The sequence below is a fragment of the Candidatus Krumholzibacteriia bacterium genome, from assembly GCA_030748535.1.
Lineage (GTDB): Bacteria > Krumholzibacteriota > Krumholzibacteriia > JACNKJ01 > JACNKJ01 > JASMLU01.
The window spans coordinates 659,016-674,379 of the sequence record JASMLU010000001.1 but is presented as its reverse complement, the minus strand read 5'-3'; the positions used below and the strand labels follow the sequence as shown (position 1 = coordinate 674,379).

Annotated in this window: 15 protein-coding genes; 14 read left to right on the top strand and 1 reads right to left on the bottom strand. The window is 56.7% G+C overall.

Annotated elements, in window-relative coordinates; all coding sequences use genetic code 11:
- The first annotated feature begins 8 nt into the window (after positions 1–8).
- From QGH30_03160 to QGH30_03095, 14 genes are all read left to right on the top strand, one after another.
- The gene (locus tag QGH30_03160) at positions 9–296 is read left to right on the top strand and encodes a hypothetical protein (GenBank protein MDP7021333.1); all 288 of its coding nucleotides are present in this window, start codon (positions 9–11) and stop codon (positions 294–296) included.
- Between the two features lie 15 nt (positions 297–311).
- Positions 312–1,901 carry a tetratricopeptide repeat protein gene (locus QGH30_03155; GenBank protein MDP7021332.1) on the top strand — a complete coding sequence of 530 codons (1,590 nt, stop codon included), beginning with the start codon at positions 312–314 and terminating at the stop codon, positions 1,899–1,901.
- A 116-nt stretch (positions 1,902–2,017) separates the two neighbouring features.
- Positions 2,018–2,677, top strand: coding sequence for a cytochrome c3 family protein (locus QGH30_03150; protein MDP7021331.1), 660 nt, complete (start codon positions 2,018–2,020; stop codon positions 2,675–2,677).
- Positions 2,665–5,610 carry a TAT-variant-translocated molybdopterin oxidoreductase gene (locus tag QGH30_03145; GenBank protein ID MDP7021330.1) on the top strand — a complete coding sequence of 982 codons (2,946 nt, stop codon included), beginning with the start codon at positions 2,665–2,667 and terminating at the stop codon, positions 5,608–5,610. The genes QGH30_03150 and QGH30_03145 overlap by 13 nt, the downstream gene beginning before the upstream one ends.
- Entirely contained in the window at positions 5,603–7,063 is a 1,461-nt protein-coding gene (gene nrfD, locus QGH30_03140; protein MDP7021329.1) for a polysulfide reductase NrfD, read from the top strand. The genes QGH30_03145 and nrfD overlap by 8 nt, the downstream gene beginning before the upstream one ends.
- The gene (locus tag QGH30_03135; protein MDP7021328.1) at positions 7,060–7,596 is read left to right on the top strand and encodes a DUF3341 domain-containing protein; all 537 of its coding nucleotides are present in this window, start codon (positions 7,060–7,062) and stop codon (positions 7,594–7,596) included. The genes nrfD and QGH30_03135 overlap by 4 nt, the downstream gene beginning before the upstream one ends.
- Positions 7,597–8,238 carry a cytochrome c gene (locus QGH30_03130; GenBank protein MDP7021327.1) on the top strand — a complete coding sequence of 214 codons (642 nt, stop codon included), beginning with the start codon at positions 7,597–7,599 and terminating at the stop codon, positions 8,236–8,238.
- Positions 8,239–8,241: 3 nt separating this feature from the next.
- Positions 8,242–9,456, top strand: coding sequence for a quinol:cytochrome C oxidoreductase (locus QGH30_03125; GenBank protein ID MDP7021326.1), 1,215 nt, complete (start codon positions 8,242–8,244; stop codon positions 9,454–9,456).
- 9 nt (positions 9,457–9,465) lie between these two features.
- Positions 9,466–9,756, top strand: coding sequence for a hypothetical protein (locus QGH30_03120; protein ID MDP7021325.1), 291 nt, complete (start codon positions 9,466–9,468; stop codon positions 9,754–9,756).
- The gene (locus QGH30_03115; GenBank protein ID MDP7021324.1) at positions 9,753–10,562 is read left to right on the top strand and encodes an SCO family protein; all 810 of its coding nucleotides are present in this window, start codon (positions 9,753–9,755) and stop codon (positions 10,560–10,562) included. Before QGH30_03120 ends, QGH30_03115 begins: the two co-directional genes overlap by 4 nt.
- A 16-nt stretch (positions 10,563–10,578) precedes the next feature.
- Complete coding sequence (gene coxB / locus QGH30_03110; GenBank protein ID MDP7021323.1) at positions 10,579–11,529, top strand: cytochrome c oxidase subunit II; 951 nt, start codon at positions 10,579–10,581, stop codon at positions 11,527–11,529.
- A gap of 9 nt (positions 11,530–11,538) precedes the next feature.
- On the top strand, positions 11,539–13,161 hold the full coding sequence (gene ctaD, locus QGH30_03105; GenBank protein MDP7021322.1) for a cytochrome c oxidase subunit I: 1,623 nt from the start codon (positions 11,539–11,541) through the stop codon (positions 13,159–13,161).
- Entirely contained in the window at positions 13,158–13,952 is a 795-nt protein-coding gene (locus QGH30_03100) for a cytochrome c oxidase subunit 3 family protein (GenBank protein MDP7021321.1), read from the top strand. Before ctaD ends, QGH30_03100 begins: the two co-directional genes overlap by 4 nt.
- 8 nt (positions 13,953–13,960) lie before the next feature.
- Positions 13,961–14,269, top strand: a complete 309-nt coding sequence (locus QGH30_03095; GenBank protein ID MDP7021320.1) for a cytochrome C oxidase subunit IV family protein — start codon at positions 13,961–13,963, stop codon at positions 14,267–14,269.
- 11 nt (positions 14,270–14,280) lie between these two features.
- Here the strand turns inward: QGH30_03095 and cyoE are convergent, their stop codons facing one another.
- Positions 14,281–15,189, bottom strand: a complete 909-nt coding sequence (gene cyoE / locus QGH30_03090; protein MDP7021319.1) for a heme o synthase — start codon at positions 15,187–15,189, stop codon at positions 14,281–14,283.
- Positions 15,190–15,364: the final 175 nt, after the last annotated feature.

Here is a 15,364-nt window from a genome sequence, read left to right as displayed (position 1 = left end):
GTTGGACGATGAAAAGGGCATGGATTGTCACAATTCTCCTGGTCTCGGGATTGCTGTGGATGAGCAGCCCGCTTCTCTCAGCCCCCCTGAAACAGGAACTCCCGCGAATCCATGACAGCAGTTTGAGTCCGCCACCGCTTCCTCCCGAGGAGGGAGGAGACCGCGACAGCGGTGATGATGATGCACCCGGCGAGACCGTCAAACGGGGCCGCCGCATGGGGCAGACGGAAAGCCCCCCTGTGGGAAAGCCCCCCCTGCTGCGCATTCTCTTGAGAATCTGGATTCTCCTTCCCTAGCCCCCGGAGGCTGAATTGAGCGACCCGAAGTTCCCCCGATCCGGAGATCTGTCTTCCCGGGAGAGTTCCCGTCAACTCTCCTGCCTGAAGAGCAGGAGCAATCTCGAAGCGACCGGGGACTTTTCCTTTTCCACGGAAAATTGGGCGCTGGCCATGGAGTACTACGGCCGGGCCATTCAGGAGGAGGAGCCTTCTTCCGGGGATCAATGGCGCCTGTCTTTCAAAATGGGAGAAAGCCTTCGAAGGAAGGGGCTGTATCAGGAGGCGGGTGAGTTCTTCACTCGATCTCTGGCTCTTTTGGAAGACTCTCGCACCGGCGTGGAGCGGGCCCTGCTTCTGGATCGCCTGGGTTCGGTTCAGATGAACACGGGGCATCCGGAGGAGGGTCTTCGTTCCTGTTTCCAGGCCTATGAACTGATTCGTGACAGTAAGCATCACTCGGAAGTGGCGGAAGTCCTGAACCGGATTGCCATCACCTACATGCGACTTGGTTATCCCCGGGAGGCTCGCGAGTTTTTCCTGGATGCTCTGGCGACTTTCCGTCGCGTGAATCACTCTCTGGGCATCTGCTGTTGCTACACGAATCTCGGACTGCTGGCCAAGAACGCCTGTCGATTCGAGGAGGCCCTGGAACTGAGTCATAAGGGGCTGGAGATTGCTCGCGAACATTCCCTCTACAAGTGGCAGTTGAACCTGCAACTCAACATGGGGATCATCCTGTTCAAGATGCATCGAGACCGGGAGGCTTCCCGCCGTTTCCAGAGGGCAAGGCGGCTGGCCCGTCGGTGTGGCGAAGAATCGCTTCTGGTGTCCAGCACCCTGTCTCTTGGCCGCGTTCAGGCGCGGCTGGGACATCATCAAAGGGCGGAAGCCTTCCTGCTCGAAGGCAAGGCCCGGGCTGAGAGAAACGGGCAAAAGAGAAGTGCCGTTCTCGCCGATGAGTTTCTGGGAGAACTGGCCTGGTTCCGGGGAGATCTCAGGGCTGCAGAAAGCAACTTTCGTTCAGCTCTTGCCGATGCCGAGATCCTGGCTCCCCGCGGAGATTTGGTGGTGGAAGTTCTTCAAAGACTGAGCAGTCTGCTTCAGGATCTGGGGCGAGAGGGGGAGTCGCTCTTGCTGGCAGAGCGGGGACTCAAACTAGCGGAACTCAATGGAGAACTCTACGAGATCCCCTTCCTTCTCTGGACCCGTGCTCGTGCGACCGCCTCACTCGGGGATCGCAGCGTAGCTCTTACCGGGTATCGGGACTCTCTGCGTGCCTTTGAAAAGAGCCGGAATCCTGTCTCCGGCAGGAAAGCGCGCTACGACTTTTCTCGCTTCCTGATGGAATCCGGAAGTCAGGAGGATCTCCTTCGTGCCAGGAAAATCCTGGATCGCCTTTTGGCCTCAGCCCGCGAGGAGCATTCCGAAGAAGAGATCTTTCAGGCAAGTCTCCTGATGGCCGGCGTGGAAGCCGGTCTGGGGAGCCTTGAGGGAGCCCGACTTGCCCTGATGGATGCAGAAGCCGCTTGTCTCGGGGACCCGTCATCAGGGAAGCGAAGTAAACTGGAAGAGCTGCGGAGCATTCTCGAACTTCCTCCTCCTTCTGCCGAAGCCTGTCACTGAGGATGAACCGGAACCCCGGAACCTGAGTAATAGCAATACCTTGCTTCCGGATCCTTTATTCTTGAATGAGAGCGTTTTCTTGACAATTCGCAAAGCCCTGTTATCTTCGCTCCCCTATGAGTAATCCCCAATCCGGCTTCCCATTTCCCCGCTGGACGAATGCGTTTCGGCACCTGATCCCTCTGCTTCTGCTGGGAGGGCTTGTCTATGGGATCGTCCTGATTGCCTCCTTCTTTTCTCCCAAGTCCACGAACATCGGCTATGCGCCCGAACAGGTGATTCCCTACAGCCATGCGATGCATGCAGGCGAGTTGGGAATTGACTGCCGTTATTGTCACACGGGCGTGGAAACGACAACGACTGCAGGCATTCCCTCCACGGATATCTGCATGAACTGCCACCAGCTTCTGCATGTGGAGAGTCCGAAACTTGCACCCCTTCGGGAGAGTTTTGAGTCCGGGCGTCCCGTGGAGTGGACGCGCGTTCATGATCTGCCAGACTTCGTTTTTTTCCGCCACTCCTCCCATGTGCAGGCCGGAGTTTCCTGCGTGAGTTGCCACGGGCGCGTGGACGAGATGGAGAGGGTGGAGCAGGTGGAGACTCTGGGCATGAGTTGGTGTCTGGACTGTCACCGTAATCCTGGACCACACCTTCGCCCCGAAGAACGGGTCACCGATCTTGCCTGGAGTCCAAAAGATCCGGAGAAGACGGGAAGCATAATCCGGGCGGAGAAGAACATTCATCCTTCGGAGAGTTGCAGCGCATGTCATCGATGAAGAAGAGCGAAGAGCTTTGGTGGCGGAGTTTGCGGGATCGTACCTCTTCACCGGAACTGCTGGAAGAGAGCCGGCAGGAGTTTGCCGAAGACGCAAGCCTGCTTCCCGATTCTTTTTCCCGCCGCCGCTTCATGCAAATCATGGGAGCCTCTGCGGCCCTGGCGGGAATGACTGGCTGCCGCTGGCCGAAGGAAAAGATTCTTCCTTATAGTAGTCGCCCCGCAGGGCAGGAGCCGGGGAACACTCAGGCCTTTGCGAGCAGCATGGATCTCTGCGGCGTGGGTCGTGGTCTTCTGGCTTCCAGTTTCGAGGGTCGCCCGATCAAGATTGAGGGCAACCCTGAGCATCCCGCCAGCCTTGGAGCCGCGGACAGTTTCGCACAAGCCTCCGTGCTTCAGATCTATGATCCTGACCGGAGCCAGCACCTTCGCTACGAGGGCGAGGATTCCGACTGGGACAGCTTTCTCGCCTTTGCCCGGCCCCACTTTGCCGGGATCCGGGAGGCTCGGGGCAAGGGACTTGCGATTCTTTCCAATTCCTCCTCTTCTCTCTCCCGCGAAGCTTTTCGATCCCGACTTCAGAAGGAGCTTCCGGAAGCTCTCTGGCTGGACCATGAGCCTCTGTCACGGGAGACACAGACGGCCGGCCTGGAGATTGCCTACGGCAAGAGGCTTCGTGCACAGTTTGATCTTTCTCATGCGGAGAGAATTGTCTGCCTGGATGAAGATCTCTTCGGCCAGCATCCCGATGCTCTGCATCTGACCCGGTCCTTCAGCAGGTTCCGGAGAGCGGAAGAGGGGTCGATGAATCGGCTCTATGTGCTGGAGCCTGCGTTTACCATGACCGGGGGAATGGCCGATCACCGGAAGCCCCTGAAAGTGGGGGAGGTGGACTCTTTCCTCCATCGACTGGCTTCCCTACTCGGAGTTCCGGGCTTTGCCCATGGTAAGAATGACGAGTTCCTTCAGGCGCTGGCCGATGACCTTCTCGAACATCGGGGCAAGAGTCTTCTCTGTGCCGGACCCCGTCAGCCTGCCCGGGTTCATGCACTTCTGGCTCTTCTGAACGAGAAACTGGGAAATGTCGGAAAGACGCTCCATTATACTGAGGAGTTTCTCCCGCCCTCCGATTCAGACTCACTGCGGCGCCTTCAGCGGAATCTGAAGAAGGGGCGCGTGAGTACCCTTCTCATCCTCTCTTCTAACCCTGCATACGATGCCCCCCGGGATCTGCTGCCCGATCTTTCCAAAGCCAGCACTATTCACCTCGGCTTGTATCAGGATGAAACGGCACAACTCTGTGACTGGCATCTGCCGGAGGCGCATTATCTGGAAAGCTGGGGCAGTTCCAGAACTTGGGATGGCACGGCGAGTCCCGTGCAGCCGCTGATCGAGCCTCTCTACGGAGGGAAGACCCAGGATGAGATCCTGTCGATTCTCTTCGGGGAAGAACTGGATGACTGGCAACTTTGCCGGGATTCTTTCGGCAGGGAAATGCCGGAGTCCCGCTGGCAGAAGGCCCTGCATGACGGCTTGCTGGCGGGTAGCGAAAGCTCCCCTGTCCAGGGGAAGATTCGGGAGAAGAAGGTTCTCTCCGCACAGGAAAAGCCATCGCATGATTCCGGGCTTGAGCTCGTGTTCTCCGCAGATGCTTCCGTTCTGGACGGTCGTTTTTCGAATCTTGCCTGGTTGCAGGAGACTCCCGACCCTGTGAGCAAACTGACCTGGGACAATGCCGCGCTTCTGTCTCCGTCCACTGCCGCCCAGCTTGGCATCAAGGATGAAGATCTTCTGGCACTGGAACTCGACGGCAGAAGCCTGAAAGTTGCGGCTATGCTTGTGCCAGGGGTTGCAGAAGACAGTGTGATTCTTCCTCTCGGCTACGGACGCAGAAATGCCGGCCGCGTGGGTGATGGCGTGGGCTTCGACAGTTATGCGCTTCGAAGTAGCAAGTCCTCCTGGTATTCCCCGGCTCTCCTGCTTTCGAAGGCGGGCGGAAAATATAAACTTGCCCTGACTCAGGATCACTGGATGATCGACAAGCTGGGCTTCGAGGAACGCGCTCGTCGCCTTCCCTCACTGATCCGACAGGGAGACCTGAAGGAGTATCAGGAGCATCCCGACTTTGCCCGGCATATGGATCATCATCCTCCTCTGGATTCTCTCTGGAAAGAGCACGAGTATCCCGGCCACCGATGGGGCATGGCCATCGACCTTAACTCCTGCACCGGGTGCAGCGCCTGCACCGTGGCCTGTCAGGCGGAGAACAACATTCCGGTTGTGGGCAAGGCGGAAGTCCGGCGTGGTCGTGAAATGAGCTGGATCCGGATGGACCGCTACTTCCGAGGCGATCTTGAGAACCCGGAAATGGGGGTGCAGCCCGTGGCCTGCACGCATTGCGAACTGGCTCCCTGCGAGGCGGTCTGCCCCGTGGGTGCCACCGCGCACAGCGATGAGGGTCTCAATGACATGGCTTACAATCGCTGTATCGGCACTCGCTACTGCGGAAACAACTGCCCCTTCAAGGTTCGCCGCTTCAACTGGTTCGGCTATTCCTCCCGGGCATCGGAGACCGAAAAGATGGCCTACAATCCCGATGTTTCTGTGCGCGGGCGCGGTGTCATGGAGAAATGCAGTTACTGTGTGCAGCGGATTGAGTCGGCGAGGGCGAAGAGCAAGGTGGAGGGGCGTGAGCTGCGAGACGGCGATGTCACTCCCGCCTGCGCGCAGACCTGCCCTGCGGAAGCCATTGTTTTCGGGGACCTCAATGACCGTGAGAGCCGGGTCTTCCGCCTTCATGAGAATCCCCGCAGCTATGCACTTTTCGGAGAACTGAACCTCAAGAGTCGCACGGCCTATCTTGCGCGGCTGAAGAATCCGAACCCTGCTCTTGTTCATGAGCAGGGCGATCAGGACGGTCACCATCATGGCTAATATCGAGAACCGCATTGAGGATCCGACTCGTCCGGTGACTCTGGTTACCGGGGGGCTCTCGACGGCGGATGTCACGGAGACGGTTTGCTCCATCGTGGAGAATCCCATGCCGAAACTCTGGTACACCCTGATTACTCTATCGGCTCCGCTGGCCGGGGTTCTGATGGGACTGATTGGCTACCTGATTTTTGTGGGAACCGGAATCTGGGGAAACAACAATACGGTCTACTGGGGATTCCCCATTGTCAATCTGGTCTTCTGGATCGGAATCGGGCATGCGGGAACCCTGATCAGTGCGATCCTCTTTCTCTTCCGCCAGAAGTGGCGCACGGGGATCAATCGTTTTGCGGAAACGATGACCATCTTTGCCGTGATCTGTGCCGGTATCTGGCCGGGGATCCATGTCGGACGGATCTGGGTCATTCACTTTATCTTTCCCCTGCCCTATTCTCAGGCGGTCTGGCCCAACTTCCGCAGCCCCCTGGTCTGGGACGTGTTTGCTATCGGCACGTACATGATTGTCTCCATCCTGTTCTGGAGCATGGGGTTGATTCCCGACTTCGCCACTCTTCGGGATCGAGCAAAGACGACCATTTCCCGTCGCGTCTACGGGGTTCTCGCTGCTGGATGGCGTGGCGGGAATCGCCAGTGGCACCGCTATGAAAAGGCCTATCTGCTTCTGGCAGGACTTGCGACTCCCCTGGTTCTTTCCGTCCACTCGGTAGTCAGTTTTGACTTTGCCACCAGTCAGCTCCCCGGATGGCACACCACCATTTTCCCGCCCTACTTTGTTGCCGGTGCGGTTTTCGGCGGTTTTGCCATGGTGATGACCATCGTTATTCCTGCCCGGAAATGGCTGAAGCTGGAAAATATCATCACCCCGCATCATCTGGATATGATGGCCAAGATCCTTCTCGCGACGGGGTCAATGGTGGGCTACGCCTACGCGATGGAGTTCTTCATCGCCTGGTACGGGGGCAATCCCCTGGAGATGTTTACCTTTGTGAACCGTGCCTTTGGGCCCATGGCCTGGGCATACTGGATCATGGTCAGCTGTAATGTCCTGATCCCCCAGATCTTCTGGGTGAAGAAACTCCGTCACAATATCCTGATCATGTGGATCGTTGCAGTCTGCGTGAACATCGGCATGTGGTTCGAGCGTTTTGTGATCATTGTGACCTCGCTGACCCGTGACTTTCTGCCTTCCTCCTGGGCAATGTTCAAACCGACCTGGGTGGACATCACCATGTTGGCCGGCAGCCTTGGTCTCTTTGCAACACTCTTCCTGCTTTTCCTGCGCTTTGCCCCCATTGTTTCCATGGCGGAATTGAAGACCGTGATGCCTGAAGCGGAGGGGACTAATGGAACACGCCGGGCGCAAGCCGACTTTCACGGCTCGATTCCTCACCAGATTGAGGAGCGCAAGGCCGAGGAAGAGAGGCTGGACTCATGAGCCAGGAGAAACTCTTCGGATACCTTGTGGAGTTTGAAACAGCCGGCGACCTCATGAAAGCTGCCGAGAAGGTTCGCGTTGCGGGTTTCAGGAAGTGGGACTGTCACACTCCTTTCCCCGTGCACGGTCTGGACGATGCCATGGGACTTGATGAAACAAGGCTTCCCTGGATCGTGCTTCTGAGCGGAGCGTCGGGCGCTTTCCTGGGCATGCTCATGCAGTGGTGGATGAACGCTGTGGATTACCCACTGAATATCAGCGGAAAGCCTCTGTGGAGCATCCCTGCGAACATTCCGGTGGGCTTTGAGACGACGGTTCTGATGGCGGCCTTTGGCGCCTTCTTCGGGATGCTGGCCCTGAATGGATTGCCCCGCCTGCATCATCCCGTTTTCGGAAGCGAGCGTTTTCGACGCGCCACGGATGATCGTTTCTTCATCAGTCTGGAATCAAGGGACCCTTCCTTTGATGAGAAACGCACTCTGGAGTTTGCAAAGACCCTGTCTTCCCTCCCGGTTGAAAGGTTGGAGGACTAGATGTCGCGCTGGATTGTACGAACACTGATCATTCTCTTCCTCGCCACGCTTGTGCCCCTGAGCATGATCGCAAGGGACAGGGGAAGAAGCAGCGGCTCCCCGCGCATCTCGGTGATCTGGGACATGGACCAGATGCCTTCATTCGGCTCCCAGTCGGAAAACCCGCTCTTTGAAGACGGGCGTTCCATGCGTCCCCGCATCGAGGGAACGGTGGCTCGTGGAGATCTTGAGGGGAGTGAGGCCTTCAGGCTCGGCAAGGAATCGGGGGACTGGGTCAAAGGCTTCCCTCTCCCCGTGGAACAGGATCTTCTGGAGAGGGGGCAGGAACGCTACGGTATCTTTTGTGCTCCCTGCCATGGCTATTCCGGCTACGGCGATGGCATGGTGGCCCGGCGTGCCCTGGAGCTTCAGGAACCGAAGTGGGTTCCTCCCACGGATCTGCACACTGAGATAGTTGTCAAGCGAAGCGAAGGCGAACTGTATCACACGATTGATCGCGGAATCCGGAACATGCCGGCCTATGGAAAGCAGATTTCCGTGAAGGACCGCTGGGCCATCGTTGCATGGATCCGGGTTCTTCAGAGAAGCCAGAATGCCAGACTCCAGGATCTTCCCGCCGAAGAGCGGGCCACGCTGAGGTAGCCAATGAAACAGCACAGCGTAGACATGAGCAATGAGAAGCTCCAGATCGGGGAACTTTCCTCAAAGGTGAGTCGTGTGTCCGGGATCACCGGGCTTCTCTTCCTGGCCGCTGCCGCCATTTTCGGTCTTGTTCTGGCCGAGGATGCCACCCGTTTTTTCGCCTCCTGGCTTTTGAGTTTTGTCTTCTTTCTGAGTCTCTCCCTGGGCGCACTCTTCTTCGTTTTGATCCAGCATGTAACAAGCGCCAGCTGGAGTGTCGTTGTAAGAAGACTGGCAGAGGGAATTGCCGGAAACTTCCCTGTCCTTCTGATTCTCTTCCTGCCCATTCTCGGAGGAATGGATCTTCTCTATCACTGGTCTGACGCGGAGGCCGTTGCCCATGACTCCCTGTTGCAGTGGAAAGAACCCTACCTGAATCTCCCCTTCTTCTGTGCACGCATGGCCTTCTACTTCCTGGCCTGGATTGCTGTTTCTCTCTACTACCGGAAGACCTCGATTCAGCAGGACGCCAGTGGTGATCCGGCTCTGAGTATTCGCATGAAACGGCTGGCAGCCCCCTCACTGGTGATCTTTGCCCTCACTGCGACCTTCGTAAGCGTGGATCTTCTTATGAGCCTTGATGCTCACTGGTTCAGCACCATGTTCGGCGTGTATTACTTCGCAGGGAGCTTTCTCTCTTTTCTGGCCGCGCTCTCAATTCTTGCCGTCTGGCTTCAGGAGAGAGGATTCCTGGTGCGGACGATCAGTATCGAGCACTATCACGACATCGGGAAGTTCAGTTTTGCCTTTGTGGTCTTCTGGGCCTACATCGCATTCAGTCAGTACATGCTGATCTGGTATGCAAATGTGCCGGAAGAGACCACCTGGTTCCTTGCACGGCAGACCGGGCAATGGGAAGCTTGGAGTTGGCTCCTTCTTTTCGGTCACTTCGTGATCCCCTTTTTGGGCCTGGTATCCAAGCGCCTCAAAAGGAGAGGGCGCACCCTTCTTCCCTGGGCGATCTGGCTTCTGCTGATGCACTGGGTGGATATGTTCTACCTGGTCATGCCGGTCTTTGGGGAGTCGGGAGTACTGCCCCTGAGCATTCTGGACGCGCTGACCTTCACCGGTTTTGCGGGCTTGTATGTGGCCGGGCTGTTCCGGACCCTTGGAAAGAGTGCGCTGATTCCCCTGAAGGATCCGAGGCTTCAGGATTCTATCTCATTTGAGAACGCATAGGAGTTGAACATGAGGCACAAGGATGATCCAAATGCGGGAGCAGTCTGGTTTGTGGGACTCCTGAGTCTCTTCCTTACCCTGCTGATTGTCGTAGCCCTGCAGGGGATCTTTTTCCGGATGCAGGACAAGGAAGTCTATCGAAAACAACTTTCCGGGCTTTCCGCTGAGGCCGCACAGCTCGAGAGCAGCCAGCTTTCCCGCCTGCAGGAGTATCGGGTGATCGACGAGAGATCGAAGCGCTATGCGATTCCCGCTCAAAGAGCCATGGATTTGATCATTGAGGAGAATGCGTCGAAGTGAGCTTTCGATTCTCATATCGCCTGGGCCTGCTTCTTCTTGCACTTGCCATTCTGCCGGTTCTCGGAGAGAGGCAGGAATCCGAGCCTGCCGAACTGGAAGGGATCGGAATCGATGACAGGGCCGGTGCGCAACTGCCGCTGGACCTGGTTTTTCGGGATTCCCGTGGCGAGATGCGAGAGCTGGGGGAGTTCTTTGACGGAGAGCATCCGGTACTTCTCAGCCTTGTCTATTACAACTGCCCGATGCTTTGCAATCTGGTTCTCGACTCCATGATCGCAGGACTCCGGGACCTTGAGTGGAGTGCCGGGGAGGAGTTTTCCATCCTCACCGTGAGTATCGACCCCCGCGACTCGGTGGAGGATTCCGCTCAAAAGCGTTCTCATCTCCTGGCAAGCTATGGCCGCGAAGGCAGCGAAGATGCCTGGAAACTGCTCACCGCTTCTTCGGAGGTAACCCGTGCTCTTGCCGATTCGCTGGGCTTTCGCTATCGCTTCGATGAGGAGACCGGCGAATACCTTCATGCAGCAGGTATCTTCGCTCTCAGTCCCGACGGGAAGCTCAGCCGGTGTCTCTATGGCGTTGATTATCCGGAACGCGATCTTCGGCTTTCATTACTGGAAGCTGGAGAGGGTCGAATCGGAAAGGCGAGAGACCATTTTCTGCTTTACTGCTTCGCCTATGATCCAGAGCAGGGGGCTTACTCGCTGCAGGCGATGAACATTATGAGAGCGGGGGGAAGTCTCACCCTGCTCCTGCTTGGTGCTTTTCTCCTTAAGAGAAAACGCCGGGCTGACGAGAGTCTCTGAGGAGGACGCCGTGTTGATGGCACTGATTCGCATATTTGCTTTTGGCATGCCCGAGAGTGCTTCATCGGTGGCCGGCCAGGTCGACAGCATTTTCAACTTCATCCTGTGGGTCTCCGTTTTCTTCTTCGTCATGATCGTGGGACTGATGGCGATCTTCCTCGTCCGTTACCGGTATCGGGAAGGAGTGGAACCGGAAGATTCTCCCAGCCACAATATTCGTCTGGAGCTTCTGTGGAGTGCCATCCCTCTGGTACTTGTCCTGGTCATGTTTGTGGTGGGTTTCAAAACTTTCCTGAACATGGATGTTCTCCCGGGGAAGAGCTACGAAGTTCAGGTGACTGCCCAGAAATGGCGTTGGCTCTTTACCTACCCGAACGGCTATACGGATGATGTCCTTCACGTGCCGGGAGATCGCCCGGTCAGCCTGATCATGCGATCCGAGGATGTGATCCACAGTTTTTTCGTGCCCGCCTTTCGATTGAAACGGGATGTCGTCCCCGGCCGCTATACCAAGCTCTGGTTCACTGCAACGGAAACTGGCGAGTATCCGGTCTACTGTGCAGAGTACTGTGGAACCAGCCATTCGGACATGACCACGACTATTGTGGTTCATGAGTCCGGGGAGTTTGCAGAGTGGCTGGAGAATGCGGCGAACAATCTTGCCGATCTTCCACCCGCAGAAGCCGGTGCCCTGGTCTTCAACCGCGGGGGCTGTGCGGCCTGTCATTCGATCAATGGAACCGCTTCTGTAGGGCCCACTTTCCAGAGGCTATTCGGGAGCATGGAAGCTCTGGAAGGCGGCGGCAGTGTTCGAGTGGATGAGAACTACATTCTGGAGTCCATCAAGGATCCTGCTGTCAGGGTTACGAGAGGCTTCCAGCCGGTCATGCCGACCTATCAGGGACGCTTCAGCGATGCGGAACTGAACTATCTGGTCGAGTACATCAAATCTCTTTCCGAAGAATAGGACGGGATCGTGTCGAACTACCTGAATTGTGAAAAGGGACTGAAGAGCTGGCTCTTTACGCTGGATCACAAGCGAATTGGCGTCATGTACCTGATTGCCATCCTCACCTTCTTCCTGCTCGGTGGCATCTTCGCCATGCTCCTGCGAACAGAGCTGGTTTCACCCGAGCAGGTGATGATGAGCGCCGATACCTATAACCGCGTCTTCACCCTCCATGGCGCCGTGATGATATTCCTCTTCATCATCCCCAGTATTCCCGCTGCACTCGGGAACTTTGTACTCCCCTTGCAGCTGGGTGCAAAGGACGTGGCCTTTCCGAGGCTGAACCTACTGAGCTTCTGGCTCTACGTGATCGGAGCACTTTTTGCTGCCTACTCCCTGTTTACGAAAGCAGTAGATACGGGTTGGACCTTTTACACTCCCTACAGCACAACGAGCAACAGCAGTGTGATCTCCATGGTCACGGGTGCTTTTGTCCTTGGCTTCAGTTCCATTCTGACCGGACTGAATTTCATCGTGACGATCCATAAGATGCGCCCCCGCTGGATGAGCTGGTTCAAGATGCCTCTCTTCCTCTGGAGCCTTTATGCGACGGCCCTGATCCAGATTCTTGCGACTCCTGTGCTGGGAATCACTCTCCTGCTCCTGATTGCCGAGCGCGTCATGCATGTGGGTATTTTCGATCCCGCCATGGGAGGCGACCCGGTTCTCTTCCAGCACTTCTTCTGGTTCTACAGTCACCCGGCCGTCTACATCATGATCCTTCCGGCGATGGGAATCATCTCCGAGTTGATGACCACCTTCTCCCGAAAGCCCATCTTCGGTTACAAGGCCATCGCCTACAGTTCCGTGGCCATCGCCTTCTTCGGCTTCATGGTCTGGGGACACCACATGTTTGTCAGCGGGCAAAGCGCTCTGGCGAACATGATCTTCAGCCTGCTTACCTTCAGCGTCTCAATTCCCTCGGCAATCAAGGTGTTCAACTGGCTGGCCACTCTCTACAAGGGCTCGATTCGTCTGGACTCGCCGATGCTCTATGCCCTGAGCTTTATTCTCCTCTTCGCCATTGGCGGCCTGACGGGACTCTTCCTGGGAACGGTGGCTACGGACGTTCACCTGCATGACACCTATTTCGTGGTTGCCCACTTCCATTACACGATGATGGGAGGCACCCTGATCGCCTTTCTGGCGGGACTGCACTTCTGGTGGCCGAAAATGTTCGGGAAGATGTACAACGAACTGGCGGCCCGCATCGCTCTTCTGATGATATTTCTTGGCTTCAATGTCACCTTTTTCACCCAGTTCTTCATGGGCTCGAAGGGCATGCCCCGGCGCTATTTCCACTACCCTGCCGAGTACCAGGGAGCGCACCAGCTATCCACGATTGGTTCCTACCTGATGGCCCTGGGCTTTGTCCTGATTGCGATCTACCTGGTGCAAAGTCTGCTTCGAGGTAAGAAGGCCCCCGCAAACCCCTGGGGCGCCTCGACTCTGGATTGGGCCACGACCTCTCCTCCCATCCATCACAATTTCGAGAGTACTCCTGAAGATGAAGGAGATCCCTACAACTACAAGAAGTTGCGCTGGAATGCGGAGACCGCAAACTGGGATCGAAGCAAAGGCGGACCATGAGAAAGAGCTTCCTGGCGCATCACTTCGACAATGAATCCCAGCAGTTCGAATCCGGAAAACTGGGGATGTGGCTCTTTCTGGCCACGGAGATTCTTCTCTTTGGAGGACTCTTTGTCGTTTATGCGGTCTACCGTGCCAATCATCCAGAGATCTTCGTCTATGCTCACCAGTTTCTGGATCGCACCCTCGGCGCCCTGAATACAATCATCCTGATCTCCAGCAGTTTCACCATGGCCTGGGCTGTCCGCATGGCTGCCCTGGGTCGCCAGCGCGCACTGCTGATTTCCCTGATCCTTACTCTGGTCTTGGCAGGCGGCTTTCTGGGTGTGAAGTTTGTCGAGTACGAACACAAGTGGAAGCACGGCCTGCTCTGGGGCAAGAAGTATCAGCCGGTCGAGCATGTGGAGGAAGGCGCGGCTCCCGCAGAACAGGAGGCGGAAGACACTGCCGATGGGATTCCGATTTCTCCTTCAGGGGAAGAGTCGGGAAGCCTTCTCCCGGAAGCGTCCCCGGCGCCACCCGGACTGGTTCTGGGAGACCATTCTGCGGATACGCACGATGTGGTTCCAAAGAATGTCCACATCTTCTTCGGGATCTACTTTCTGATGACCGGACTGCACGGTATCCATGTTCTGGTAGGAATGGGTCTGATCCTCTGGATCGCATTGAGAAGCCGCAAGGGCGATTTCGGCGCAGAGTACTACACTCCCGTGGATCTGGTGGGACTGTACTGGCATCTGGTCGATCTCATCTGGATCTTCCTCTTCCCTCTGCTCTACCTGATTCGTTAGGAGTTCTGATGAGCAATCACGCGAGTGGCCACATTGTCGATGCCAGAGTTCTGGTCGGGGTTTTTCTTGCCCTGGCTTTCCTGACCTTTGTAACTGTGGCGGTAACCTGGGTGGATCTGGGGAGTTTCAACATCGTCCTGGCTCTGCTCATTGCCGCATTCAAGGCCAGTCTGGTTCTGCTCTACTTCATGCACCTTCGCTACGATCGCCCGATCAATGCCATCGTCTTTTTGACCAGCGTTGTGTTTCTGGTGGTCTTTGTGGGGCTGGCATTGCTCGATACCATGCAGTATGCGGGGGATATCATCAGCGCCTGATTCCGGGAGAGTCAGTGGCTTGCGACAATCGCCGGCGGGGAGATCCTCTCTGCCGGCTTTCCCGTGCCCGGATCGGCCAGAAGAAGGACAATCAGAAGGGGCAGGAAGATCACACTGGCCAGGAAGAGCCTTCGCGCATTCCGGGCGTTTGGATTCTGCATCAGTTGCCAGGCTCGTAGCAGGAAGAAGAGGCAGAGACTCAGACCGCCCAGAGTCGCAACGAGCCCGGCGAGTCCCGACAGATAGAATCCACTGATCAGGGGCAGTAGCAGGACAATGTAAAGAAACGCCACCCGGGAGGTGATTCGTCCGCTGGGATCCAGGCCCGGCAGCATCCGGAACCCTGCTTTTGCGTAGTCCTCACGAAAGAGCCAGGCGAGGGCAAGGAAGTGGGGGATCTGCCAGAGGAAGAGAAGCAGTCCCAGGATCCACGCACCAAGATCCAGAGATGCGCTGGCAGCGGTCCAGCCCATCATGGGGGGGAGAGCGCCGGAAACTGCGCCTACCACGGTGTTGAGGCTACTTCGCTTTTTCAGGGGGGTGTAGGCGAAGAGGTAGATTGCAAGGGCCAAAAGTCCGAGACCTGCGGTCAGTGGATTCGTGAAGAGCAGGAGAAGGGCAAAGCCTCCCAGAGCAAGAAAGAGAGCCCAGCGGGCGGCAGAACCTAGAGCGATCCTTCCCGCAGGCAGGGGACGATTGCAGGTGCGCTTCATAAGCGCATCAGTGTCCGCTTCCATGCACTGGTTGAGAGCGTTGCCACCCGCAGAGAGAAGGGCAGTTCCAAGGCTCACGGCGAGAATGCTCGCGAGGTTCTTGTCCGGAACATCCGCGAGGCGATATCCCAGCACAGCAGTAAGAGCCACAAGGGCCGTCAGCCGTACAACACTCAACTCCAGCAGAACCTTTATCCTCTTGATCATGGGGTCAGAATAGCAGGCATATCGTATGGTGCAAGCACCTTCACTGCGAAACACACTCATGTGAATTAGAGACCTGATTATGCAGAACTTCCCATCGCCTGACATGCAGGAATCCCTTCCCGAAAGGGGGTTTTTCTTGTCAGGGGGATTTCCTTCGCTATGCTGACCACAAAGG